This is a genomic window from Clostridium estertheticum (assembly GCF_026650985.1).
GTDB lineage: Bacteria > Bacillota > Clostridia > Clostridiales > Clostridiaceae > Clostridium_AD > Clostridium_AD estertheticum_C.
On record NZ_CP086239.1, the window covers coordinates 4,823,535 to 4,848,940 of the forward strand.

Sequence of the window (25,406 nt, forward strand, 5' to 3'; positions counted from 1 at the left end):
GTTTTAAACATAATTTTCAATTAAAGCATAAGGGAGTTTTTAATATAATGAAAAGCAGAGTCGCGTCTATAATTGTTACATATAATGAAAATGTTAGTTTATACAATTTATTAATTAAAATAGGAGAACAAAATGTAAAGTCTACAGTTATTCTAATAATAGACAACAGTACGGAGGAAGTGTATAGAAATAAAATAATTGAAATTATTAATGGCTTTTATACAAACTATAAAATACCTGTAAAATATTATTCTACAATTAAAAACCTTGGATCATCCCTGGGATTTTCCATAGGTATGACTTTAGCTTTAGATAATAATATAGATTATGTATGGTTACATGACCAAGACGGTTATCCACAAAAAAATTGTTTGGAAATTATGTTGAATTATTTTAGTATACCAAATGTTTCAATTGTAGCTCCAGTTATACATGATTTCAATAATCAAAAGTTAAACTATTTTAGATGTACTCGAAATGTTTTTGGAAAATATATTGATGTAATCTCAAATACTAATACAATTGATATTGATGTTGCAGGTACGGCAGGGATACTAATTAAAAGTGATACTATAAGCAAGATAGGACCATATGATGGGAAAAATTTTTTTGTGGGATTAGAAGATTTTGAGTATTGTCTTAGAGTGAAAATGAGCGGATACAAAATATTGTTGGCAAATAACGCAATATATACACACCCTGATTTAATTAAAAAGCATAAACAAAAACAATATATTAGTAACAATTTGAAAAAAAAATTACCATTAGGATTTAGAATTCTTAAGGCGAATACGTCAAAAAGAGATTTTAAATTGCCATATAGTAGTGCATATTTAAGTTATAAATATAATAATGATTGGCAATTTATTTGTAACATGTTATATTCAATATTTAAGGCAATAGTATTAAAATTATTTAATAGAAAAGTTAGATTACTACAGACACTTAAGATGTATATGAAAGCAATAATAAATTTTAAAAAACATGATGAAGAGTATAGTTTGGATAACATAATAAAAGAATATAGTGGATTAATTGCAAAAAAAATAGAAGTAGGAAAAATGTAAATAAAAGTAGTAAATTATTTTTTCTGTTAGAAAATATTGTGCAAGTTTAATGTTGCTATTTATCTATAGTTTAAATAGTAAATCTTGGCGAAAATTAAGCTTTATCTATAAAATTTTACAAATGACTAAAAAATATTCATGGAGGAAATATGGATAAATCTTTAATCTCAGTAATTGTATTAACATATAAAAATTTTGAATACTTTAAGGAGTGTATCGATTCTGTATTAAATCAAAAATACCCTAAAATTGAACTGATTATAAGTGATGATGGTTCCGATAATTTTGATTTAGAATTTATTAGCTCTTATATAAACCAAAAGAAAAAATATAATATAATTAATGTTAACATTATCAAGTATGACGATAATGTTGGTACCGTGAAAAATTTTAATAATGCAATAAAAGCAAGTAAGGGTAATTATATAATTGGATTAGCAGTAGATGATTGCTTTTATAATAATGATGTAATAAGCGATATTGTTAAAACTTTTATAAAAACAAAAGCCTTAATTATTACTGCTTATAGAGATGTTTATGATGAAAAATTTTTAAAAAAAATTAAAAAATTACCGAATAAGAAAGAAGTTCAGCTTTTAAAAAGCAATAAAAATTTATATGCAGTATTATGTAAGCAAAATTTTATTTCTGGTGCATGTACATATTATGATAAAGAGTTTTTTAGTAAATATGGACTCTTTGATGAAGATTATAAATTATTAGAGGATTATCCAAAGTATTTACAATGTACAAGAGAAAAATGTAAAATAAAGTTTTTAAATATGACTACTATTAAATATAGATTGGGTGGAATTAGTACAGCAAATAATATTAATCCTATATTGAAGAAAGATTATGAAACAGCAATAATAAAAGAGATTTTACCTTTTAAAAAGGATACAGGTATATTCATTAATAGGCTTAAAAAATGTGAATACTACAGAATGATAAATAAAGCACACACATATAAAATCATAATGATATTCCCTGAGATAGTAGTATATAAAATACTAGTTAAGTTAAAAAATAAAATATTAGATAAGTTTTTACGTTATACTTTAAAATAGGGTTAAATTATTTATCCTAGTTTAAAACTTTGTAAAGGAGATGATTTTATGATACATTCAACAGCAAAAATAGGACGAAATGTAACAATAAAAGAAGATGGTATTATCGGTGAGAATGTAACCCTAGAAGATGATGTATACATAGACTATGGTTGTATAATTCGCGATAATGTTCACATTAAAAAGGGCAGTTTTATCGGGGCAAGAACTATTATAGGTGAATACCTAATGGATTTCTATAAAGATAAAACTAATAAAGTCCACCCATTAATTATTGGAGAAAATGCCTTGATTAGAACTGAAAATGTTATTTATGGAGATACAATAATAGGAGACAATTTTCAAAGTGGGCATAAGGTTACAATTAGAGAAAAAACTATTATTGGTAATAATGTAAGAGTTGGAACATTATCAGATATACAAGGATATTGCGAGATTGGTAATTATGTTGGTATCCATAGTAATGTTCACATAGGCCAAAAGAGTAAAATTAATGATTATGTATGGATTTTTCCTTATGTTGTATTAACAAATGATCCAACACCACCTTCAGAAGTAATGCTAGGAGTTACAATTGATTCATTTGCAGTTATAGCAACTGGTAGTATTATTCTACCCGGAGTGCATGTATGTGAAGATGGATTTGTTGGAGCTGGGGCAGTGGTTAATCGAGATGTTCCTAAAGAGACAGTAGTAGTAGGAAATCCTGCAAAAGAAATATGTTCTGTTAGTAAAATCAAGAACAAACTTACTGGGGAATTAGTTTATCCATGGAGATATACATTTAAGAGAGGGATGCCATGGGAGGAATCGGGTTATGAATCTTGGTATAATAGTTTGGACATAAGAGGAGATGAAAAAAATGTATAATTGCGCATTAATTAAATTTAAGGACATAACAGATAAATATGGACATTTAACACCAATAGAAAGTAAATTAGATACACCATTTGAAATAAAACGAATTTATTACATTACTAAAGTAGAGCAAGGAACAACAAGGGGTTTTCATTCACACAGGAAGCTTCATCAAGTGTTAATCTGCCTAAATGGTTCTGTGAAAATTCGAGTTAAAAACCCAAAAGAAGAAGAAGTTTTTGAATTGAATGATCCATCAGTAGGTTTGTATGTAGGAACTTTAATATGGAGAGAAATGTTTGATTTTACAGAAGGTAGTGTACTTTTAGTGCTTGCTTCAGAGTACTATGATGAAGATGATTATATAAGAAATTATGATTTTTATTTAGATGAAGCTAAAAAAAGATTTTAAAGAGGGGTGTTAAATTTGAATATACCATTTGTTAGTTTTGAACCTATGCATAAAGAAATTGAAGAGGAGATATTAAATAAATTTAAAGAGGTTTATGAAAAAAATTGGTTCATACAGGGCGAAGAAGTAATGAAGTTTGAAGAGGAATTTGCAGAGTTTTGTGGAGCTAAGTATTGTATTGGATGCGGGAATGGTCTTGATGCGCTTTACTTAATTTTAAGAGGATATGATATTGGTGAGGGCGACGAAGTAATAGTTCCTTCAAATACATATATTGCAACAGCTCTTGCAGTATCATATGTTGGTGCAAAACCTGTTTTTGTAGAACCTAATTTATCAACATATAATGTGAATCCAGGATTAATAGAAAAAGCTATAACGAATAAGACAAAAGCCATAATAGCAGTTCATCTTTGTGGACAACCTGCTGATATGGATGAAATAAATAAAATAGCTAAAAAATATAATTTGAAAGTAATAGAAGATTCAGCTCAAGCTCATGGAGCACTATATAAAGGGAAAAAAGTTGGAAGCTTAGGAGATGCTTCAGGGTTTAGCTTTTATCCAGGAAAGAACTTAGGTGCGCTTGGAGATGCAGGAGCTGTAGTTACAAATAACAAAGTATTGGCGGATAAAATAAGGGCTATAGAAAATTATGGATCAGATAAAAAATATCATCATATTTATAAAGGTACAAATTCAAGACTTGATGAGGTTCAAGCAGCGTTTTTAAGAATTAAATTAAGAAACCTTGATAAATGGAATGAGGAAAGAAGAAAAATTGCTCGAAAATATATTGATGGTATTAACAACTCTAAAATAATAAAGCCAGTCGAAGCTGATTATGCAAAACATGTATGGCATTTATTTGTTGTTAGAACAGAACAAAGGGATGAATTTGAAAAATATTTAAAAGTAAATGGAATAGGTACAACAATACATTACCCAGTACCAATGCATTTACAACCAGCTTATGAAGAATTAAAAATAAGTAAAGGTAGTCTACCTCTAGCTGAAAAAATATCTAATGAAGTTATAAGTTTACCTATATGGTATGGAATGAAAGATGAAGAAATAAATTATGTAATAGAAAAAATAAACAATTGGAAATAAAATAATCAACAGTATAACAAAAGGGCGTTTATATGGTCTAAGATATAGTTATTTAGTAGTGAGTATAAGTAATATTATTTTGCATAGTTAGTATCAGCTTAATAATCATGTTAAAGGGGATAAGAGCTTGGAAAAAATTAAAAAAGCTATAAAAAAACAAAAGAAGCTTTACCTATTTCTAGTAAAAGTATATCAAGTTATGTATGAATTTATTAGAGAAAAAAAGAAGTTATATTACTTAATATTAAGAATGAAAACATTTGTGAATAAGAAGTACAAACTTAATTCATATAAGATTAGCTCGGTGAAAGACTTTTGTAGTAAAAACAATCTAAGATACTCAATTATAGAAAAAGAGCAACTTAGAGAGGTATGCATTCCTTATTTTTATGGGAATCAAGAGACTGAAGAAATAAAGAAAGCTACATCACGAGAAATATATGTCGCCGAATTGATTAATGCGGAAATTATTGGAGCCAACAGTTTTATTATAGCTGATAATTCTTGTTTATATGATATGGCTGAAGCCGATAAAGACAAAAGGTATGATTTAAGGTATGGTTCTCTAAAGATCATTGACAAAAATATTGCATTAGTAGAATATATAGGTACGAATCAGGTACTTGAAGAAGCAATTTTTCTTATTGGTTTTGCACCTGACAACTACTATCACGTTAGTATAGAACTACTTTCTAGACTTCAATATATCGATTATTATGAAGAATATCGTTCAATACCGCTATTGATTGACGAAATAGTTCTTAAAGTTCCACAGTATAGAGACTTGCTTGAAAAAATCAATAAATATAACCACCCTATAATTCCAATTCAAAGGGATCATATGTATAAGGTTAAAAAATTAATATATCCATCATATAATACGTGGATGCCTATTAATGTTAAAGGTAGGTCGAACTTAAGAGCTGAAGATTTTTTAGTAGCAAATTCAGGGGTTGAGTATATAAGGAATAGCATTCTAGAGGATACTAAGTTGGAAGGGTATAGAAAGATATATATTTCTAGAAAGAATATAAATAATAAAAGATTACTTAATAATGCGGAAGTTGCAGAAATGTTTGCTAAATACGGGTTTGAAATTGTGTTCCCAGAAAATATGTCTTTTGAGCAGCAAGTGGAGACTTTTTCACAGGCCAAATATATAGCTGGTTCAAGTGGAGCCGCCCTCACTAATATATTGTATTGTCCAAGTAATGCTACGATAATAACCATTATCCCTAAAGAATACAACTTTCATTTGTATTCAACAATATCAAAAATAATAAATTTACAATCAATTTATTTAGATGCAAAAATCATAAAAAAAGCAAAAAATGTTTCAGGAGACCAAGTTGAAATTGATTTGAACTATTGTAATGAGTTTTTAAAAACACTTTTGTAATCTTTAAATTACGAAAGATATAAAAATATGTAATAATGGATAATAAAATTTTTAAAGCTCAATTAGAATACTTATTAAGCTTTAAATTGGCAAGTGATTTTATAAAAAGGTAAAACACATAACGAGTATTCATAGGTGGAAATTCTAAATATTATCCCAAACATTAAAGTTGAGTTGAATTTGGGTATATCTTTATGATTAAAATTAAACAATTTAGGGAGTTATTATGAACAAGAGGGTAAATGCTTTTTTTTCAATGGGCCTAGTGTCTATATTCCAAATTTTATCAAATATTATAAGAAGCAAACTTACGGCTGTTATATTAGGTACATATGGTATAGGCGTGCTATCTGTCATTAATAATATCTTGGGTATAGGACAAATAGCGGGTAATTTAGGTATAAACAATGGAATAGTTAAGAAAATTAGCGATGATGTGGATGATAAAGAAGAAATCCAAAATGTTATTAGTACATCATATATTACTAGTTTAATTTCCTCCATTATTATATTAATTGCGATGATATTATTTTCAAAACAGATATCAGTACAAAATTTCAATAATGAAAAATACTATATAATTATAATTATTGTTGCATTTTCAGTACCTATAACTACATTTAATTCTATTGATGGTGCCATAATTAATGGTTTCAAAGAAATAAAAGTTATATCTAGAGTGGCAATATTAACTTCAATAATTAATGTTATTGCTTCAGTATTTTTTATTTACTCTTTTAAATTAAATGGTGCTATTTATTCAATAGTTGCTATGTCAGTAGTAGGTTATATTATTAATTTTGTTGCTTTAAAATATATTTTATGTAAGAAACAAATAAAATTTAAAATTTCTTTGCATAGATATAAGATTAATATTTTTAAGACATTAATTGCATTTGGTTCCACTAGCATTTTTGCAGCGTTATTTACTAACGTATCAATGTTAGTGATAAAGACAGCAATTACTAAAAAACTTGGTATGGATTACAATGGAATATTTCAGGCTGATTGGTCAATTATGAATCAATACATAGGAATTATTTTTACAAGTTGTGGTGTATATTATTTTCCTACTTTATGCTCATTGAAAACTAATGAAGAAAGAGTAGAAGAAATGAATAAAACATTAGAAATGTTACTTTTAGTAATAGTACCTGTATTTATTGCAATACTTCTTTTCAAAAATATAATAATTGGTTTATTGTATAGTAGTAAGTTTGCCTTATCTGCAGAATTATTATCAGTATTTATAATAGGCGATTATTTTAAAGTTATCGCATGGACTATAGGCTATGTTTTTGCGCCAATTTACAAACTCAGGGAATTTATAATAATTGATTTTATTGCGAATGTATTTTTTACAGTGTCCTCAATACTGTTGTTAAATAAGTTTGGGAGTTTATATGGGATTGCATATGCTTATGTAGCATTAAATATATTGCTTTGCATTATATATTATATATATTTAAAGAAAAATATAAATTTTGAATTTAAAAGTTATACAAGAAAAAATATGTTGCTATCATTTGCAATACTAACTTGCAGTTATGTTGTGATCGAGATATTAAATATTAAATTTTTATATAAAGCTATTATCTTATTTGTAATATTAGGGGTTTGGGCTAAGTTGGTTATTGATGAGAAAAAATTAATCAAAATTAAGAAATATATAAATAAAAAAGTACATAAAAATTGATAGCAATCTCCGTGGCAAAGATACTAGGGTTTTAATATTTAATATAAATTTAAAAATCAATTAAAAGCAAAATATCAATGAAGTATAGGTGAAAATTAAAATTTCTAAGGGGGAAAATTATGAAAGGTATTATCCTAGCAGGAGGTTCCGGCACAAGACTCTATCCAGTAACAAAAGCAGTATCAAAGCAAATACTCCCAATATACGATAAACCAATGATATATTATCCATTATCAGTATTAATGCTTGCAGGTATAAAGGAAATATTAATTATTTCAACACCTAGAGATGTAGTTACTTTTGAAGAGTTATTAGGTGATGGGAGTGATATAGGACTTAAATTACAATATGCTGTTCAAGAAGAACCAAGAGGACTTGCAGATGCATTTATTATTGGAGAAGATTTTATAGGCAGCGATAAGGTAGCTTTAGTACTTGGAGATAATATTTTCCATGGTTATGGTTTTACTGAAAGATTAAAAAGAGTTTCGGAAAGAGAAGGTGCTACTATTTTTGGGTACCATGTAAGTAATCCAACAGAGTTTGGTGTTGTTGAATTTGATGAAAATAATAATGTGGTATCTATAGAGGAAAAACCTTTAAAACCTAAATCTAATTATGCAGTTCCTGGTCTTTATTTCTATGATAACAATGTAATAGAAATAGCGAAAAATGTTAAACCATCAGCAAGAGGTGAAATAGAAATAACAGCAGTAAATAATGAATATTTAAGGCTAGGTAAACTAAAGGTTGAGCTATTTGGTAGAGGAATGGCATGGCTTGATACAGGAACTCATAGGGGACTACTAGACGCAGCAAACTTTGTTGAAGCAATACAAACTAGGCAAGGTTTATATGTAGCTTGTATAGAAGAAATAGCTTATAAAACCGGTTTTATAAACAGAGAGCAACTTTTAAAATTAGCAGAGCCTTTAATGAAATCAGAATATGGTAAGTATCTGGTGCAGATTGCTGATGATTACAATGAAGCTAATTTAGAAGCGGCAGCTGTAATAGAATAATTAATGGAGGCGTTAGATTTGTTTGATTTTATAGAAACTAAGATAGACGGTGTATACATAATTCAACCTAAAGTTTTTGGGGACAATAGAGGATATTTTATGGAGACCTACAATAAAAATGATTTCTTTGAAGCTGGGCTTAAGATGGAATTTGTTCAAGACAATGAATCAAAGTCTAAAAAAGGAGTACTCCGAGGACTTCATTTTCAAACTAAACATACTCAAGGTAAATTAGTCCGTGTTACAAAGGGACAAGTCTTTGATGTAGCAGTAGATTTAAGAAAAGGTTCATCTACCTTTGGCAAATGGGAAGGAGTAATCCTTACAGACGAAAACAAAAAGCAATTTTATGTTCCAGAAGGATTTGCTCATGGATTTTTAGTTCTTTCAGATGAGGCTGTATTTAATTATAAATGTACCGATTATTATGCACCGAAATATGATAGCGGAGTATTATGGAGTGATGAAGATATAGCTATAGAATGGCCATTAGATGGTATAGAGGAAATTTTATTATCAGACAAGGATAAAATACAAAAAGGACTAAAAGATTTAGAAATATCATTTGAATATAAGGGGAGTAAATAAATATGAAAACTTATTTAGTAACAGGTGGAGCTGGGTTTATAGGCGCAAATTTCATTCATTACATGTTAAATAAATATTCAGATATAAAAATTATAAATCTAGACAAATTAACTTATGCAGGAAATTTAGAGAATTTAAAAGATGTAGAAACTAATTCTAATTATACTTTTGCTTGCGGAGATATATGTGATAAAGAACTCGCAGAGAAATTGTTCCAAGAGAACGATATTGATTATGTTGTAAACTTTGCAGCAGAATCACATGTAGATAGAAGTATAAAAGAACCGGAAATATTTGTTAAAACAAATGTCTTAGGTACAGTAAATATTTTAAATGTTGCTAAAAATTCCTGGGAAATACCCGGTGGTTTTAAAGAAGGTAAAAAGTTCATGCAAGTATCCACTGATGAAGTATACGGATCACTTGGAGATACAGGATTCTTCCTTGAAACTACACCCCTTGATCCACACAGTCCTTACTCTTCAAGTAAAACAGGCGCAGATCTAATGGTAAAAGCTTATTATGATACGTATAAAATGCCTGTAAATACGACTAGGTGTTCAAACAATTATGGACCATACCAATTCCCAGAAAAATTAATACCACTACTAATAAACAACTGCTTAAAACATAAGGATCTACCAGTATACGGTGATGGAATGAATATAAGAGATTGGTTATATGTAGAAGACCATTGCAAAGCAATAGACATGGTTATTAACGGTGGGAGCTTAGGTGAAGTTTACAATATTGGTGGACACAATGAGAGAGCTAATATACAAATAGTAAAAACTATTATAAGTTATTTAAATGAAAATGTAGATAAAGAAATAACAGAAAAACTAATAAGTTATGTTGAAGATAGATTAGGTCATGACAAAAGATATGGAATAGATCCTTCTAAGATAAAAGAAGAGCTTGGATGGTATCCTGAAACTACATTTGAAGTAGGAATTAAAAAAACAATAAAATGGAATTTAGACAATAAAGAGTGGATGGATAATATCACGTCAGGTGAATATCAAAATTATTATGATAATATGTACCAAAATAAATAGGCCACCCACATGGCAAGTGGCATGTCGTAAATAATTAGAGCAGAAGCTACTGAAATTTATAGAGATATAATTTTGGTAGTTTTTTCGTCGTGGAGGTGAAGTTTAATGATATCAATTTAATCATTAAGGATGCATATAAATTGAGAGCAAACTCATTTAAATTTAAGATAATATCTTTTGTTATTGTTTCTACTATGGTAAAATTCATAAACAAATTAACAATTCCATGAAATAAGATAATTAAAGTTTTATAGATATAGTTCGAAAAATATAACATAGTAATTTATTGCTTTTTATATACAACGCAACTAAGTGCAAAATTGTTTTAAAACAATTATAGGGGGATTTAATTTGAAAAAGAAAATTATAAGTTCATTTCTTGTTACTTTAATGATAACAGGATCATCATCATTTTCAGCTTTTGCTACAATGGCGAATGGTACGGTTTTAATTGGGAACAAATCGTTCGAATTAGCTTATGCTAACGATCTAGCAAATTCTACGGAAATTACTAATAAAATCATTGAGGGTGGAGCAATTTATGTTAAAGATTTTTCAGGAAATTGGATAGACAATACAACAGGGAAAATCGTAGATGCAAGTGTTATTCCTGGTGAAGAAATCACTAGTGGAACTACAACGGAATTAGATATAATAAAAGCCAAAAGTCTTTATAAATTAACTATGAAAGATAATACTGGACTAAATTATTCAGTAAACATTTTTAGTGATGATAATCAGATTGAACAAGCATCATTTGACCCTATTGAAGATTGGGCTGGTGTTTGGGCCGGTGCAAATGAAGGAGATCAATTAAGTAGAGGTCACTATAAAATAGCCGTGTCGAAAGATGGAGAGACTAAACCCAAAATATATGATGTTAATGAGAATGAAGAACAAATATTAAATTTGAATCCTAATAGAAAATTAATTACAGTTCATAAAAATATACAAGAGGGGCAATCAGATTTTCTATTAATGGGCACCCCAGGCGGAACTAATTATTCGGATATGAAGATCTATTATGTAAAGGATGGAATATTTAAATCATCAAGTTTTAAAGATAATGGAGAAATTACAAATTCTGTTCTTACCTATAATTCTCAAAATCTTTTCTTTAAACAGTTAGAGAACAATGTTTTTGAAACATCTACTTATAACAATTCAGAGTTTGGGGGTGGGAGCATTGGATTCTATATTGCAACTCGAAAATTTAATATAGATAGCGGAGAATTTACTTATATAAGTAGCAGATTTATGGAAACAGAGGATTATTTTAATTATGTCAATCAAGCGGTTGGTGTTAATTAGCTAGGCGAACCTCCTGTCCGCCAAAGAGCCCGGGGGTTGAGAACAATTAGTGAACAACATATGCGGAAGCTAGGCGAAGATGGAACATCTGATGCGGATTAAGGGGGAGGAAGTTAATGGGAATTGGGTGGAACCTTAAGGAAAAGCGCTAATATTACAGTATGACAAGAAATATAGCTGGTAAATCATTTTAAGCTATTTGCTGTTCTTCTCTTTTATATGATAATATGTCGAATAAACTGTTATTATGGGAGGAACAAATTAATATGGAAAAAAAGAGACTGAATTGGATTGATATGGCGAAGGGATTTGCAATGATTTTGGTTATGTTTGGGCACGGACCTATTTTGCTGCCTATTCAGGCAGAAGTATACACATTTCATGTACCATTATTTTTCTTTATGTCAGGATATTTATTTTCAAATGTAAAATATAATAAGTTCTCAGCATTTTTAAAAAAGAGGATTATAACTATAGGTATACCGTATTTTTGTTTTTCTTTTATTGAGTACATCTATTTTTTTGTATTTAATAACAAACAAAACGTTAGTCCTTTAAAATCATTTATTGGAACACTCATACCATTAAGATATAACAATGGCACTTTGCATAATGGAACACTGTGGTTTATAGCTTGTTTGTTTATGTGTGAGATGATATTTTTCTTAATAGTTAAATGGACTAAAAATGATAAAAGAAAGATTATCACATGTTTAGTAGTTAGCGCAATTATTGGAGGTATCTACAACACGTATATTGGAAAGCCATTACCATGGAGCTTGGATGTATCATTTATTGCTGTAGTATTTTATGGTATAGGTTATTTAATAAAAGGGATGGAAAACAAGGTAAGTAAACTTGTGAGTATAAAATACTTAGTTGTATTTTTAATTATTAATGTAATTATAGGACATTTGAATGTTCGTTATATAAATGCTCGCGTGGATATGTCTTCTATTACATATGGTAATTACTTCTTATTCTTTGGGTCAGCTATTAGTGGAATCATGGCATCATTAATTTTTTGTAGATTATTACCAAAATCAAAATTACTAATATATATAGGTAAAAACAGTATAATATTTTTTGCGTTTCATCAAATGATACTATATCCAATCATCGATAAATTAATAACATATATTAGTTTTTTAGCTAGTGAGAAATCATACATAGTCACATTAAATGGCATAATACATGTTGGGGTAACTTTGATAGTTATGATCCCAATAATTTATGTAATTAACAATTATATGCCATTCATATTAGGTAAAAGATTTTCAAAGAAAGTTGCTAATTGAATTATGTTTGTTTATTTACTCGAAATGAATTGAAAAAAATCCGGTAATCATAATGCTTCTATGATTTACCGGTTTTTTTGTATTATAAGTGGATTTTGGAATTACATTAATAAAAAATTCATTTTTAGGATAAAATGTGTTATTATGTAACTGTTAACAATATAAAATAATAAATGCTATTTTTGTAAATTAATAATGCAATAGCTTTTATTGAATTTCTATTTAAATGTATAAAAAATATAAAAATAGGGGTGATCTATTAATGAAAAAATTTAAAAGTATTATGATGATGGGATTTGTGTTATTGACAGTTACACTGTCAAAACCAGTAATGGCAATGGGGCTAAGTAGTTTTACCGATGTTCCAAATTTCTCTGTGGTAATAGGCGACAGTATGTATACGTTAGAGTATGCAAACGATCTAAACAATGTAAGTCTAATTAATGATGCAGTAGTTAAAAATAAAGGTGATATTTTTATAAAAACAGACGATAGCGGTTGGATAAAAAATAGTAATGGTACACAAGCGAACAAAGATTCTGTAAATATTTCGACTATTATATATAATAATGGTCAAAAAATTGTAGCTTCAGCACCAGTAACTTCAAATGTTGCTAAAATTCAAGTTAAAGAGGCTTTAACGAAGACTGGGACAAACACAGCTACTTTTACATACAAAATATTAGATCAGAACGGATTAGATATTACTAAAACTATTCCAGCTTCAGATATTTACGGAGGTGCATCTGTAGGCTCAACCATAGTTGTAGATCCAACAACAGGAATAGGTACAATAACATTTAATTCTCCTTTTGATATTAGTACATCAATTGTTATTACATTAGTGAACAAAAATGGAGTAACTGGAACCTCTGCACCTTCCAAAATTGCTGGATTTTCTATTAATCCGATTACAAAAAAGACTGGAATGTATACAGCTACTTTTGAATACGAGGTATTCAATTCAGCGAATGAGGATATAACTAAAACTGTTCCAGCTTCACAGTTAACTGCAACTTCATCTGATAAGTCAAGTATAGTTTTAGACCCGTTAACATCAACAGGTACAATAACATATAATTCTACTAGTAATATGGGTACCTCAATCAGTATTACATTAAAGGACTTATTAACTGGCATTACTGCAAGTTCAGTAACGGTAGCACCTGTGGTTAAAACTGACGCTTCAAAAGTCGATAAAATTATTGTGACTTCAACAGTACTAGCACTTAGTGGAAATAAAGGTTATGCTTCTTTTATTATATATGACCAATATGGGAATGACATTACTAATACATCACTTGGTAACAATATAACATTCCAGAGTAATATTGGTCAAGTTCAAAATAAAAATGGTTTGCTTACAATAACAGCAAATGCTGGAATTGATTTAAGTACGATTAGATCCGTTGTAATAACCGGCTTTGACTCGATTAGTAAAGTTACAACAAATGTTACATTAACTGTCGCTACACAAGTTAAATCATAAATAGTAATTACAAAATGAATATAATAATATAGGCACTAGAAATAGTGTCTTTTTTTAATGCAAAAAAATTAGAGGTCATGTTCACTTCAACTCCAAACTCATAAAGGGGTCAGACCGTAAGCCAAAAATACCCTTCCTTACAAGCTTATCAAGGAAGAGTATTTTTTAATATGTTTACACAAAATTATTTATAGGCTAGCCAATCATAGATATGTTTCACCTACTGTAAGATATTAAAGTTACACTAATTGTTGAAACTATTGTTCCAGCTGCGTTTAATAATTTAATTGTAACTACATCTCCAACACTTTTTCCCGGAAATATTGTTGTATTTGTTCCCAAGTTAGCAATTGTAGATATAATTTTTGTGCCATCAAATACTTGGTATTTTGTAGCTTCTTTTTTAATTGAAGTAGCATTTATTATTGCTCCAAATGGAGCAGCTTTTACTGTTGCAATAACTGATGTTTCTTCTTCATTAGGTATAATGCTTGATAAAGCTGTATGTGCTACAGTATTTTGTGTTGATGTTATTGCTTCGGTTGTAACTGCACCTAGTTTAGTTCCAGTTACCGTGTTGGCAGCAAATGCTATGTTACTGGTTGAAATAGCCATACTTGCTAGAAGGATACCTGTCATAAGTTTAATTTTAATACGTTTACTTTTCATTTATATTCACTCCTTTAATTTTTTATCTACTTATTATAACATGAAATTATTGTATTAATATTTAATATATAATATTTATGTATAATTATGTTATTTAAAATAAACTTGATTATAGTAAGGGAGGAGAACTACTGAAATTCATAGAAATTTAAATAGAGTATTTTCTTATTTTATCATATAAAATATTATAAAGTCATCCAACTAATGGGTTATATTGTATTAATATTAATTATAATGAATTTAAAGGATAAAATGTATTAAATGTAAAATAATGATTGACATAAAAATTGGACAAGGTTATAATCTAAGAGATGTGTACACACAAACTATAGATTAAAAGGTGGTTAAAAATATGAAAATGTCAAAAATTAAAAAATTGCCAATGTTATTTGCATTAGTAATAACAATTGTTTCTTCTTTATTAACGTCAACCTTTGCTTTTGCTGATGTAACATCAGGTCCTAATAATGAATATTGTACAATTACACATATAAGTGGTAATGGTAATTCGTGGAATAGTACCCCGAATAATCCACAATATGCAGCAAAGTCTACAGTTGGCACCGATGTATTAGGTAATACGGGTGGGATTCCTGTTATGCTTCAATATTCAGCGGGTTGTGTAAACAGTTCATTTTGCTGTGTTGAAGTTGACAGTAAAGGTGTGGCAATAGGTAGTTATAACATTACACCCCAAATTAAAATGACACCCCAAGCAGCACAATGTTCGACAACTACTCAATATGTTCAATTACCATCAAGTTGGTTTACTGCAGGAAAAGAATATAAAATATATTCTTTTGGAATTTTCCCGAGCTTAAGCGGGTCCCAGTGCCCAAGTAGCACAGCATTCGTTGAAATGCTAAATTAGGAATCTATATTAAATTAATACCAGGGACTTAGATTAATTTCTAAGTCTTTTTTATTGTCGAAAATTATTAGCAACCAACAAACGGATTTCGCTTTGTCACATCTATATATTGGAAATGAGTTGTGTCAGCGACTTAGAATATGTGATATATGAAGAAGTAGCTTGTAGTAATGAAAATAAAGGCTAATACATGGTATAATATATTTTATTATTAGATTGGATGGTGACATATTGAAAAAATTAGGTGTTATTTTATGTTTATTATGGATGGGATTTATATTTTATAACTCTTCTAGACCTGCTACAATATCAGATAAGCAGAGTTATGGGATTGTTAATTCCATAAGAAGTGGAAAAAGTGTTCTGGAGGGTAAAACAAATTCAGCTAAAGTTAAAAGCACTGTGCTACCCGAAGGTATAAGAAATCAAAAAATAGATGTAATTATAAGAAAAAATGCGCATGCTTTTGAATATTGTATGTTAGCAGTATTTGTTGCAAATCTTTTATTCCTATTTGGGGTTAAAGGAAAAAATGCATTAATTTATATTATGTTTATATGTTTATTTTATGCAGTAACTGATGAATTCCATCAGTCCTTTGTTTTAGGGAGAGGATCCCTCGTAAGCGATGTGTTGATAGACTTTATGGGTTCTTTAATAGGTCTAGGGATTTTCTATTTAGCATATTATAAGATATACACTAAACATATGACAAAGAGGAGAACTGTGGCGCAAGGTGTTATGAAATAAAAATAAAAAGATTTTGAGATAGTCAACTTAGAAAACTACCCAGGTGCATGGTTATGCATTTGGGTAGTTTTTATTTATTTAAAAGTAATTTATTCTTTAGTAATTATTTCTAAAGTTCTGCATAAATATATATATATTAAAATTTTATGTCAAATAACATAAAAGAATCTGTTTCAATTGGGGAACGCATCATCACCAAAAATATGTTGTTAATTTTAAGTATAGGGGGTGAGCATATAGCTAATTTAGAAGGAAATTTACGAATCCGTAATGACAAAAGAATCGTTTGGACAATTGGGATCGCTGTGTTTTTGTTAGAATGTATAGCCGGTTATTATTACAATGTTTATGTTGGATATTATCATAGTGATGGAATTAGTAGAGTCGCCAACGCGTTTTATGTTTTATACAGCCGTAGCCCGCATTTGGGATTTCTGTTGTTATATCCATGGATTCCTGCAATGGCGACCAAGGGAATTGCAGGGCTGCTCATGAGTGCTATATTTGCTTCATTAACTGCGAGTATATTGGTGAGAGCTTTTATTAAACGTGGTATTCAACGTTTGTATGCGGTTGTTTTTACACTATTATACTCACTAAATCCAATGGTTTTCATATTTGGATTTAATGGTTTAAGTGATGCTCCGTTTATATTTTTCGTGATTTTGAGTATTATACATTTTTAAAATTGGGTTGACGAGCATAAACTAGGTGACTTGGTAGTAGTGAGTTTTGCTTTAGCATTAGCCTTTTGGTGTCGGTATGAAGCAGTTCCATTTGCTTTTAGTATGGCTATTGGCTTTGTTATTATCACAATGCTGGTTAGCAGAAATGCTGCTCCACCTAACGAAGGAAACATCCGTTATAAGTGGTCACGGGCGGAGGGCATACTTACGATTATTGTTACACCAATTTGTTATTCTATAATATTGTGGGTTTTGTTTAATATGATAATTATGCATAATCCGCTGTATTTCTTAAATGGAGATTATTCAAATACCGCTCAGATTCAGGGACACTTAAGCTCGGCAATATATGTAGCTATGGTTAATGCACCTGTAAAGGCTTGTATTTTTGCTCTAAAAAAGATTTTGGTGTTTTCAGCGCCTTTGATAACAATATTAATTCTTAAATTGATAAATCATCGCTTGTGGCGATGGGATACGCTAATCCTTCTGGGCCTGTTTATTTCTATACCTATGTTGCAAGTTATTATGCTGATAAAAGGAACAACATTAGGATGGTTGAGATATTTTATGTATGTGCTGCCAGTAGCAGTTGCCTGGCTACCATATGAGCTAAGCAAGGTAAAACGTAAGTGGTTATTTATTATTCCCATCATGGGAATGGTAGCAAATTTTCTTATCTTATCATATGTCATTACTCAGCCTAGCATTGCGCCTGATGAAAATACTTTTCTTAAGAATTCATTTGAGCATCACAATCAGACTTATTATGATGAAAAACAATTTAGCGATATTGCAGGGTATTTAGACGAAAACTATCCTAATAGTAATATTTTGGTAGATTCATTCTCTGCTTATTTAATTATTTTGAAAACCCAGTTTCCGAAACGTTTGTATATATCTAGTGATTATTATTTTAATGAGGCCATCTCAGATCCACAAAAATATGGAGTTAGCTATATTTTGATTCCCAAACCTGGATCCTCATCTGTGATTAGTGTAATTAATAATGCTTATCCCAATTTGTTTGAGCATGGGGCTGAATGGGCGGAACTTGTAAAGGACTTTGGTTCTAAGTGGCGACTGTACAAGGTAATAAGAAGGACAGGAGGAAATATCCAATGAATCAGGCGGTAATCGAGGTATCTGTAGTCATACCGGTATGGAATGAAGCTCAGCATTTACAGCAGACACTCAAAACAATTGCCGGATTTATCCGGCAGTCTACCAAATCTTTTGAACTAATTATTGTTGATGACGGTTCAACTGACGGAACATGGGCTGAACTTATGGCTGTTTGCTCCGAAATCCCTCAGGTGGAAGGTATTCGCCTTAGTAGAAATTTTGGTAAAGAGCGTGCACTCTGCGCGGGACTAGAGCATGCGAAGGGTCAAGCAGTGATTATTATGGATGGAGATCTTCAGCATCCACCAGAGTTAATTCCGCAGATGATTGATTATTGGCGCTCGAATACAGCAAAGATTATTGAATGTGTAAAAAGGAGACGTGGTAAGGAGTCTTTTAGCTATGGGATGGGCGCAAAGTTGTTTTACTGGTTAATCCAGAAGCTTACAAGATATGATTTACAGGGGGCAAGTGATTATAAGCTTCTTGATCGTCAAGTTGTTGAAGCTTGGGCTATCATGCCAGAGCGCATAACTTTTTTCCGTGGTATGACTGCATGGTTAGGATTCTTTCGGGTTCAAATCGAGTTTGATGTTGCGCCGCGCATTGAAGGCACGACGAGTTGGAAACTTACAACTCTTGTTAGATTGGCTCTTCATGCGGTTGTGACTTTTACATCATGGCCACTATCCTTTGTTTCGATTATTGGAATGATGTTTTTTGTTGGGTCTGCAATACTTGGGATTCAAACTCTCTATATGAAATTAATGGGGGTAGCTGTAACTGGGTTTACAACAGTTATCTTGTTGCTGCTTAGCATGAATAGCATGATAATGCTGGGTATTGGGATTCTTGGCGAATATATTGCAGCAATTTATGATGAGGTCAAAGGGCGACCAAGATATACAGTCAGCCAGAAAACTCAAAATGTTCGATCAGATGAAAATGTAAGTGACCAATAAAAATGGAATAAGGAGAAGATGATGGGCAAGCAGAATCCGGTTCGATTAGGAGAAATTTTGGTTGAAAATGGGTGGATATCAGAATGTGATTTGAAGAAAGCGCTGGATTATCAGAAAATGTATGGTGGGCTTCTTGGAAATATATTGATTGATTTTGGATGGGCGGAGGAGTCTAAAGTTCTTGAAGCAATCAAACTTATCCACTCGAAAGGAAAACTTGGAGAATTACTTATTGCTCTTGGTATTTTGACAGTGGAGCAGTTGGATGACGCTCTAGAATTTCAACAAAAAAGTGGGGGCGCGCTGGGTCATTGATGATCTACAGGAAAAGGGGAATTATGCACTTTCTTTTAAGTTGGTTAAATATGCACTCCTTACACCAATCTATTGGGCTTTGATGAGCATAGCAGCATATAAAGCAGTTTGGCAATTAATTACAAATACGTTTTATTGGGAGAAGACAGATCATGGATTAACAAAGGAGAGTGATGACTCTTTGCCTGCTAAAGGGGACGATCTAAATATATAAATTATTTGAATGGAGGGATGTACTAAGAATGAAGAATAATCACGAGCAAAATTTGCAAATTAATGTGCTATTACGTTATGGTATGGTTGGTTTACTAGGTACTATCATCCATTTTGGGAGTCTTATTTTACTTGTTGAATTTGCTGATTTTGATCCTGTTCTTGGATCCGCTTTAGGATTCTTGCTGGTACTCGTGATTTCTTATATTTTAAATCGAACATGGACATTTCAGTCTAAGAGCAGAAATGTACGGCAATTTTTAATCTATTCAATAGTTTCTTTGATTGGGCTAGGCTTAAATAGTACCATCATCTTTATTAGTGTTCACGTGCTTAAATGGAATTATCTTTATGGACAGTGCCTTGTGGTTCTTGTAGTTCCTGTATCCAATTATTTATTGAATAGTTTATGGACTTTTAAAGATTAGTGCCACCCACGGGGCAAGTGGCATCTTGTTAACTAATGATTTAAAGACATTAAAATTAATGCATGGTATAATATACTTTATTACTAAATTGAATGGTGACATAAGGTTAGGAGAAATTTATGAAGATTTTATTAAAAAGAAAAACAATAGTGAAAATTTTATTATGTGTTGTTTGGTTAGGTGTGATTTTTTATAATGGTACAAGGCCAGGTGAAACATCGCAAAGGAGTAGTAGAGCGCTTATAGAGTTTGCAGGTGGGGTTATGAATATTTCGCCAGCTACTATAGAAAAAGTAGGTGGTAAATTTAATGATGTTAATTATTATGTGAGAAAAAATGCACATTTTTTTCAATACTTTATATTTAGCATATTGTTATGTTCTATAGTAAGGCAGTCTAAATTACAAAGAAGTAATAAAATATGGATGTTGCTATTTTTGCTTTTACTGTTTCCTGTGATAGATGAATTTATTCAAAAATATATACCCAGCAGAACCTCCAATGTTCTTGATATAGTAATTGATTTTAGTGGTGGGGTTTTAGGGATGCTTATATCTGGTGTACGGGGCCATGTTATACATCTGAAAAAAGGGAAAAGAACGATAGGTGCCACCCACATGGCAAGTGGCATCCATAAATAAATAAATAAATAAGTGGGAAGGAGCGGTTGAAAAACTGTTCCTTATTTTTTTGTGTTTCATTGCAAGTTAAATAAGGGTGCTAACCTAAAGGGGGGGTAAGAAATCAACGGAAAAAAATATGTCGATAAATGATGAAAAAAGGGTGAGAAATTAAAAAGATATGCTATAATATTTAAGGAAATACAAGTTAATTATTATATAATGGAAATAATTAACTAAAACATACGAATGATGAGGAGCGAAAATATGAAGAAAATTAAAAACTGGAAGAAGATCTTGTTAAGTGTGTTTATTATTTGTGTATTAATTGTAGGAGGGGTCTTTAGTTACGCGTTTTATAAACTTAATAAAATAAATACTGTAGGAATATCAAAAAATGATGACATTTTAGGTATTAATTCTAATGCATTATCTGAAGCAGAAAATGCTAAGGGAATAACTAATATTGCTTTTTTTGGTATAGATAGAATGGATGCAAATCAAAAGACAAGTCGCTCAGATTCTATAATAATAGTTTCCATAGATTCAAAGAATAAGAAAATAAAAATGTCCTCTATTATGAGGGATACATATGTAAAAATAAAAGGTCATGGTCAAACAAAGATTACCCATGCATATGCATATGGTGGACCACAACTTGCCATAAGCACTATTAACGAGAATTTTAATTTGAATATTAGGGATTATATCACTCTCGATTTCTTTTCATTTGAAAAGATAATAGATACTATTGGTGATGTAAGTATTAATATTAAACAAGATGAAATTAGCCCAATGAATGATAAAATAGTAGAAATTTCTAAAATAGAAAAAAAATCTGTTCCTAAAATTACAAAACCGGGACTACAAACTTTAAACGGACTTCAGGCTGTTGCTTATTCACGAGTGAGGTTTACCGAGGGTGGCGATTATCGAAGAATTGAAAGACAAAAAACGGTAATGTCACTTATTATGACAAAGATTCAGTCATTAGGGGTAGCAAAATTTCCGTCGATTGTTTCGCAGCTTTTACCTTATACGGAAACAAGTTTAAGCAGTATGGATATAATAAAACTTGGTACAAAAGTGCTTACATCTAATACAACAACTTTGGAACAGGACAGATTCCCAGTGGATGGTTACAGTATGGGAAAAACGATAGACAAAGTTTGGTATTTGGTTGCTGACATGAAGTCTACTATAGATCAACTACATAACTTTATTTACAAAGACATAAAGTCAGTACCTAAAGCTATACAGTAGAAAGAATTGGTCCATAACAAACTTAGGGAACTTTTTTTAACATTTAAAGTACTAGCGGCTTAGTCTGCTAGTACTTTGTAATAAGATTAACAACAATAAACATTACATATAACATTGATGATTCCCCTTTCGGTTTAAGTAGGTAATTCATTATACTGTAAGTTATAAAGCTTAACTTTATGAAAACATTTACAATAAATATATTAAGAACCATTGACATATAATTAATAAGGTTTTATAATCTAGTTAACCGAATTACTTAATCGGTTAACTAAAAAAGAGGTGAGGTTATGAATAAGGTTTGTATCCTTGGAAGTATTAATATGGATATGGTGGTTTCTATAGATAAAATGCCACTAATTGGAGAAACTATTTTTAGTGAAAACTTCAAATTAGCACATGGCGGCAAAGGTGCTAATCAAGCAGTTGCATCGCGAAGGCTAGGAGCAGAGGTATATATGATAGGCAAAATAGGTCAAGATTCTTATGGTCTTCAAATAGTAAATGCCCTAGAAAAAGAAGGGATAAATGTTAATAACATATTTAAAGATGATGTTAAGCCAACAGGCACAGCGATAATTACTGTAGATAATAAAGGTAATAATTCAATAATAGTTGTAGCAGGTGCAAATATGAGTCTTAATTTAGAAGAAATAGATAAGTGCAAAGAAGTTATATCTAATAGTGACATAATAGTAGCACAATTTGAGACACCAATTGAAGTTACAATGGAAGTTTTTAAATTTGCAAAAGAAAATGGGGTTATTACAATTTTAAACCCTGCCCCAGCAAAAGAAATTCCTAAAGAGTTGCTTGCGTACACAGATATTATAGTTCCTAATGAAACAGAAGCTACAACCCTTACAGGAGTAAATGTTCAAGATTTAGAAAGTGCAAAACAAGCTGCAAATTCTTTTTTAGATAATAAAGTTAAATATGTAATTATTACTTTAGGTAACATGGGAGCAGCGGTGATATCAAAGGAAGGCGGAGTGTTAATACCTGCATATAAAGTTAATGCTATTGATAGTACTGCAGCTGGAGATTCATTTATAGGAGCAATAACTACTAAATTAACAAAATCAAATTTGAATATTAATTCACTTGTAGAAGCAGTTAAATTTGCAAATAGAGTTTCAGCTATAGTAGTTCAAAGAGAAGGGGCACAAGCTTCAATACCATTTTTAAATGAAATTAATAAGGAGCAGTGAACATGAAAAAAATTGGAATTTTAAATGGAGAAATTTCTAGTGTAGTTTCAAAAATGGGACATAAAGATCTAATTGCCATAGGAGATTGTGGATTACCAATACCAGATAAAACAAAAAGGATAGATATAGCATTATCAAAAGGTATCCCTAGTTTTATAGAGACATTAAAAAATGTATTATTAGAACTTCAAGTAGAAGAGGTAATTTTGGCCTTAGAAATAGAAGAAAATAATCCTAAAGTCTTTGAAGAAATAAAAAAACAATTTGAAAATGTGAAATTTACTTTTATAACACATGAGGAATTAAAAATAATGTTGAATGAGTGTAAGGCTGTAATTAGAACAGGGGAGCAAACTCCGTATGCGAATGTAATTCTTAAATCTGGAGTAATTTTTTAAGGAGGAGTAATTATGGAAGAAAAAATTCCTTTCCTCGAAATGAAAGGTATATCAAAATGTTTTCCAGGAGTAAAGGCACTTGATAACATAAATTTAAGCTTATATAAGGGAGAAGTACTAGCACTTTTAGGAGAAAACGGTGCAGGAAAGTCCACATTAATTAAGATCTTAGGTGGTGTTTATCAAAAGGATGATGGCAAAGTTGTTATACAAGGTTCAGAAGTAGATATAAAAAATGTAAAAGAAGCTGAAAAACTAGGTATATCGATAATACATCAAGAGTTAAGTGTTTTACCAAATCTAACAGTTGCAGAAAATTTATTTTTAGGAAATGAAAAAATAAACAAAGTAACTAAAAAGTTAGATAAAAAATTAATGAACAGTATGTGTAAAGATTATCTTAAACAAATTGGGAGTAACGTTGATCCCGAGGAGTATGTTAAAAATATAAGTATTGGGGAAATGCAAATGCTTGAAATAGTAAAAGCAATTTCTAAAAACTCTAATATAATAGTCATGGATGAGCCAACATCAGCCCTAACAGATACAGAAACAGAGAAGCTTTTTAAAGTTGTTGAAATGCTTAAAAGTAGGGATATAGCAATAATATATATATCTCATAGATTGGACGAGATTTTTGCAATTTGCGATAGAATAAATATTTTAAGAGATGGTAAATATGTAGGCGAAGTCAAAGTAAACGATGTCAGTAAAGACGATTTGATAACTATGATGGTAGGGAGAAAAATGGAAGAACAATATCCATATAAAGAACCCACTAATGTAACCCCTATATTAAAATTGAAGGATGTTTGTTTAGAAGGACTTTTAAAATCAATTAATCTAGAAGTAAGAGCAGGAGAAATCCTTGGAATGTCAGGACTTATGGGTTCAGGTAGATCGGAAGTAGCAAAGGTTATTTTTGGAGAATATAAGAAAAGTAGCGGCTCTATTGAGATGAATGGAAAACAAGTAAATATTAATTGCCCTAAAGATGCAATAAATAACGGAATAGCGTATTTATCTGAAGACAGAAAAAAAGAAGGACTAATACTGCCTTTATCTGTAAAACAAAATATGACATTAGCGTCTTTAGATAAGTTTGAAAAGAAAATGTTTTGTATAAGTAAAGCAGATGAAAAAAATGTAGTTGATGAATATATAAAAAAATTAGCAATTAAAACACCTACTCAAGACCAATTAATAAAGAATTTAAGTGGAGGAAATCAACAAAAGGTTATTATAGCAAAGTGGCTTATACAGTCTCCTAAAGTTTTAATAATAGATGAACCAACAAGAGGTATAGATGTAGGTGCAAAAAAAGAGATATATGATGTATTAAATCAGTTAAAAGCCGAAGGGAAAGCAGTTATTATGATTTCTTCAGATATGTCAGAAGTACTTGGAATTTCAGATAGAATAGTGGTAATGCATGAGGGGAAAATAACTGGAGAGTTAAGTAGGAAAGAGGCTACCCAAGAAAGCATAATGAAATTAGCAATTGGAGAATAAAAAGA

At 30.3% G+C, this 25,406-nt stretch carries 26 protein-coding genes; 25 read left to right on the forward strand and 1 reads right to left on the reverse strand.

Features of this window, described 5'->3' with window-relative positions; translation table 11 throughout:
* Positions 1 to 47 precede the first annotated feature (47 nt).
* The 13 genes from LL038_RS23130 (at position 48) to LL038_RS23190 (ending at position 14,378) form a co-directional block, all read left to right on the forward strand.
* Positions 48 to 1,067, forward strand: coding sequence for a glycosyltransferase (locus LL038_RS23130; protein WP_216122750.1), 1,020 nt, complete (start codon positions 48 to 50; stop codon positions 1,065 to 1,067).
* Between the two features lie 149 nt (positions 1,068 to 1,216).
* Complete coding sequence (locus tag LL038_RS23135; RefSeq protein WP_216122751.1) at positions 1,217 to 2,134, forward strand: glycosyltransferase; 918 nt, start codon at positions 1,217 to 1,219, stop codon at positions 2,132 to 2,134.
* 48 nt (positions 2,135 to 2,182) lie between these two features.
* Positions 2,183 to 3,004 (forward strand): acyltransferase, encoded by an 822-nt coding sequence (locus tag LL038_RS23140; RefSeq protein ID WP_216122752.1) that lies wholly within the window; start codon positions 2,183 to 2,185, stop codon positions 3,002 to 3,004.
* A complete protein-coding gene (locus tag LL038_RS23145) occupies positions 2,997 to 3,404 on the forward strand; it encodes a sugar 3,4-ketoisomerase (protein WP_216122753.1) in 408 nt (135 codons plus the stop codon). Before LL038_RS23140 ends, LL038_RS23145 begins: the two co-directional genes overlap by 8 nt.
* A gap of 15 nt (positions 3,405 to 3,419) precedes the next feature.
* Positions 3,420 to 4,517, forward strand: coding sequence for a DegT/DnrJ/EryC1/StrS family aminotransferase (locus LL038_RS23150; RefSeq protein ID WP_216122754.1), 1,098 nt, complete (start codon positions 3,420 to 3,422; stop codon positions 4,515 to 4,517).
* A 127-nt stretch (positions 4,518 to 4,644) separates the two neighbouring features.
* On the forward strand, positions 4,645 to 5,916 hold the full coding sequence (locus LL038_RS23155) for a glycosyltransferase family 61 protein (RefSeq protein WP_216122755.1): 1,272 nt from the start codon (positions 4,645 to 4,647) through the stop codon (positions 5,914 to 5,916).
* 226 nt (positions 5,917 to 6,142) lie between these two features.
* A complete protein-coding gene (locus LL038_RS23160) occupies positions 6,143 to 7,612 on the forward strand; it encodes an oligosaccharide flippase family protein (RefSeq protein WP_216122756.1) in 1,470 nt (489 codons plus the stop codon).
* A 119-nt stretch (positions 7,613 to 7,731) separates the two neighbouring features.
* Positions 7,732 to 8,634 carry a glucose-1-phosphate thymidylyltransferase RfbA gene (gene rfbA / locus LL038_RS23165; RefSeq protein ID WP_216122757.1) on the forward strand — a complete coding sequence of 301 codons (903 nt, stop codon included), beginning with the start codon at positions 7,732 to 7,734 and terminating at the stop codon, positions 8,632 to 8,634.
* Positions 8,635 to 8,652: 18 nt separating this feature from the next.
* Positions 8,653 to 9,222: a dTDP-4-dehydrorhamnose 3,5-epimerase gene (gene rfbC / locus LL038_RS23170; RefSeq protein ID WP_418921885.1), complete on the forward strand. Its 570-nt coding sequence runs from the start codon at positions 8,653 to 8,655 to the stop codon at positions 9,220 to 9,222.
* A gap of 2 nt (positions 9,223 to 9,224) precedes the next feature.
* The gene (rfbB, locus tag LL038_RS23175; protein WP_216122759.1) at positions 9,225 to 10,280 is read left to right on the forward strand and encodes a dTDP-glucose 4,6-dehydratase; all 1,056 of its coding nucleotides are present in this window, start codon (positions 9,225 to 9,227) and stop codon (positions 10,278 to 10,280) included.
* A gap of 351 nt (positions 10,281 to 10,631) precedes the next feature.
* The gene (locus tag LL038_RS23180; RefSeq protein WP_216122760.1) at positions 10,632 to 11,591 is read left to right on the forward strand and encodes a hypothetical protein; all 960 of its coding nucleotides are present in this window, start codon (positions 10,632 to 10,634) and stop codon (positions 11,589 to 11,591) included.
* 266 nt (positions 11,592 to 11,857) lie between these two features.
* Complete coding sequence (locus LL038_RS23185) at positions 11,858 to 12,889, forward strand: acyltransferase family protein (RefSeq protein ID WP_216122761.1); 1,032 nt, start codon at positions 11,858 to 11,860, stop codon at positions 12,887 to 12,889.
* Positions 12,890 to 13,151: 262 nt separating this feature from the next.
* Positions 13,152 to 14,378 carry a hypothetical protein gene (locus LL038_RS23190; RefSeq protein WP_216122762.1) on the forward strand — a complete coding sequence of 409 codons (1,227 nt, stop codon included), beginning with the start codon at positions 13,152 to 13,154 and terminating at the stop codon, positions 14,376 to 14,378.
* Between the two features lie 216 nt (positions 14,379 to 14,594).
* Here LL038_RS23190 and LL038_RS23195 read toward each other — a convergent pair whose 3' ends face one another.
* The gene (locus tag LL038_RS23195) at positions 14,595 to 15,047 is read right to left on the reverse strand and encodes a hypothetical protein (RefSeq protein ID WP_216122763.1); all 453 of its coding nucleotides are present in this window, start codon (positions 15,045 to 15,047) and stop codon (positions 14,595 to 14,597) included.
* Between the two features lie 352 nt (positions 15,048 to 15,399).
* Between LL038_RS23195 and LL038_RS23200 the strand changes: the two genes are divergently transcribed.
* The 12 genes from LL038_RS23200 to LL038_RS23255 all read left to right on the forward strand — a co-directional run bounded on the left by LL038_RS23200 (position 15,400) and on the right by LL038_RS23255 (position 25,401).
* Positions 15,400 to 15,918, forward strand: a complete 519-nt coding sequence (locus tag LL038_RS23200; RefSeq protein ID WP_216122764.1) for a hypothetical protein — start codon at positions 15,400 to 15,402, stop codon at positions 15,916 to 15,918.
* Between the two features lie 231 nt (positions 15,919 to 16,149).
* Entirely contained in the window at positions 16,150 to 16,668 is a 519-nt protein-coding gene (locus LL038_RS23205; RefSeq protein ID WP_216122765.1) for a VanZ family protein, read from the forward strand.
* A gap of 146 nt (positions 16,669 to 16,814) precedes the next feature.
* A complete protein-coding gene (locus tag LL038_RS23210; RefSeq protein WP_253200251.1) occupies positions 16,815 to 17,354 on the forward strand; it encodes a hypothetical protein in 540 nt (179 codons plus the stop codon).
* A gap of 39 nt (positions 17,355 to 17,393) precedes the next feature.
* The gene (locus LL038_RS23215) at positions 17,394 to 18,479 is read left to right on the forward strand and encodes a hypothetical protein (RefSeq protein ID WP_253200252.1); all 1,086 of its coding nucleotides are present in this window, start codon (positions 17,394 to 17,396) and stop codon (positions 18,477 to 18,479) included.
* Positions 18,476 to 19,441 (forward strand): glycosyltransferase family 2 protein, encoded by a 966-nt coding sequence (locus LL038_RS23220; RefSeq protein ID WP_216122766.1) that lies wholly within the window; start codon positions 18,476 to 18,478, stop codon positions 19,439 to 19,441. Before LL038_RS23215 ends, LL038_RS23220 begins: the two co-directional genes overlap by 4 nt.
* Positions 19,442 to 19,462: 21 nt before the next feature.
* Positions 19,463 to 19,756: a hypothetical protein gene (locus tag LL038_RS23225; RefSeq protein WP_216122767.1), complete on the forward strand. Its 294-nt coding sequence runs from the start codon at positions 19,463 to 19,465 to the stop codon at positions 19,754 to 19,756.
* Positions 19,757 to 19,998: 242 nt separating this feature from the next.
* Positions 19,999 to 20,397, forward strand: a complete 399-nt coding sequence (locus tag LL038_RS23230; protein WP_216122768.1) for a GtrA family protein — start codon at positions 19,999 to 20,001, stop codon at positions 20,395 to 20,397.
* A gap of 119 nt (positions 20,398 to 20,516) precedes the next feature.
* Entirely contained in the window at positions 20,517 to 21,038 is a 522-nt protein-coding gene (locus LL038_RS23235) for a VanZ family protein (protein ID WP_216122769.1), read from the forward strand.
* Between the two features lie 246 nt (positions 21,039 to 21,284).
* Positions 21,285 to 22,280, forward strand: a complete 996-nt coding sequence (locus tag LL038_RS23240) for an LCP family protein (protein ID WP_216122770.1) — start codon at positions 21,285 to 21,287, stop codon at positions 22,278 to 22,280.
* Positions 22,281 to 22,570: 290 nt separating this feature from the next.
* Positions 22,571 to 23,491 (forward strand): ribokinase, encoded by a 921-nt coding sequence (gene rbsK, locus LL038_RS23245; protein ID WP_216122771.1) that lies wholly within the window; start codon positions 22,571 to 22,573, stop codon positions 23,489 to 23,491.
* 2 nt (positions 23,492 to 23,493) lie between these two features.
* Complete coding sequence (gene rbsD / locus LL038_RS23250) at positions 23,494 to 23,889, forward strand: D-ribose pyranase (protein ID WP_216122772.1); 396 nt, start codon at positions 23,494 to 23,496, stop codon at positions 23,887 to 23,889.
* A 12-nt stretch (positions 23,890 to 23,901) separates the two neighbouring features.
* Positions 23,902 to 25,401, forward strand: coding sequence for a sugar ABC transporter ATP-binding protein (locus LL038_RS23255; protein WP_216122773.1), 1,500 nt, complete (start codon positions 23,902 to 23,904; stop codon positions 25,399 to 25,401).
* Positions 25,402 to 25,406: the final 5 nt, after the last annotated feature.

Bases quoted from the DNA above. Each gene is read 5' to 3' on its own strand.
- LL038_RS23130 (WP_216122750.1), top strand. From the start codon at position 48: ATGAAAAGCAGAGTCGCGTCTATAATTGTTACATATAATGAAAATGTT.
- LL038_RS23135 (WP_216122751.1), top strand. From the start codon at position 1,217: ATGGATAAATCTTTAATCTCAGTAATTGTATTAACATATAAAAATTTT.
- LL038_RS23140 (WP_216122752.1), top strand. From the start codon at position 2,183: ATGATACATTCAACAGCAAAAATAGGACGAAATGTAACAATAAAAGAA.
- LL038_RS23145 (WP_216122753.1), top strand. From the start codon at position 2,997: ATGTATAATTGCGCATTAATTAAATTTAAGGACATAACAGATAAATAT.
- LL038_RS23160 (WP_216122756.1), top strand. From the start codon at position 6,143: ATGAACAAGAGGGTAAATGCTTTTTTTTCAATGGGCCTAGTGTCTATA.
- rfbA (WP_216122757.1), top strand. From the start codon at position 7,732: ATGAAAGGTATTATCCTAGCAGGAGGTTCCGGCACAAGACTCTATCCA.
- rfbB (WP_216122759.1), top strand. From the start codon at position 9,225: ATGAAAACTTATTTAGTAACAGGTGGAGCTGGGTTTATAGGCGCAAAT.
- LL038_RS23185 (WP_216122761.1), top strand. From the start codon at position 11,858: ATGGAAAAAAAGAGACTGAATTGGATTGATATGGCGAAGGGATTTGCA.
- LL038_RS23190 (WP_216122762.1), top strand. From the start codon at position 13,152: ATGAAAAAATTTAAAAGTATTATGATGATGGGATTTGTGTTATTGACA.
- LL038_RS23195 (WP_216122763.1), bottom strand. From the start codon at position 15,047: ATGAAAAGTAAACGTATTAAAATTAAACTTATGACAGGTATCCTTCTA.
- LL038_RS23200 (WP_216122764.1), top strand. From the start codon at position 15,400: ATGAAAATGTCAAAAATTAAAAAATTGCCAATGTTATTTGCATTAGTA.
- LL038_RS23210 (WP_253200251.1), top strand. From the start codon at position 16,815: ATGTCAAATAACATAAAAGAATCTGTTTCAATTGGGGAACGCATCATC.
- LL038_RS23220 (WP_216122766.1), top strand. From the start codon at position 18,476: ATGAATCAGGCGGTAATCGAGGTATCTGTAGTCATACCGGTATGGAAT.
- LL038_RS23225 (WP_216122767.1), top strand. From the start codon at position 19,463: ATGGGCAAGCAGAATCCGGTTCGATTAGGAGAAATTTTGGTTGAAAAT.
- LL038_RS23230 (WP_216122768.1), top strand. From the start codon at position 19,999: ATGAAGAATAATCACGAGCAAAATTTGCAAATTAATGTGCTATTACGT.
- LL038_RS23235 (WP_216122769.1), top strand. From the start codon at position 20,517: ATGAAGATTTTATTAAAAAGAAAAACAATAGTGAAAATTTTATTATGT.
- LL038_RS23240 (WP_216122770.1), top strand. From the start codon at position 21,285: ATGAAGAAAATTAAAAACTGGAAGAAGATCTTGTTAAGTGTGTTTATT.
- rbsK (WP_216122771.1), top strand. From the start codon at position 22,571: ATGAATAAGGTTTGTATCCTTGGAAGTATTAATATGGATATGGTGGTT.
- rbsD (WP_216122772.1), top strand. From the start codon at position 23,494: ATGAAAAAAATTGGAATTTTAAATGGAGAAATTTCTAGTGTAGTTTCA.
- LL038_RS23255 (WP_216122773.1), top strand. From the start codon at position 23,902: ATGGAAGAAAAAATTCCTTTCCTCGAAATGAAAGGTATATCAAAATGT.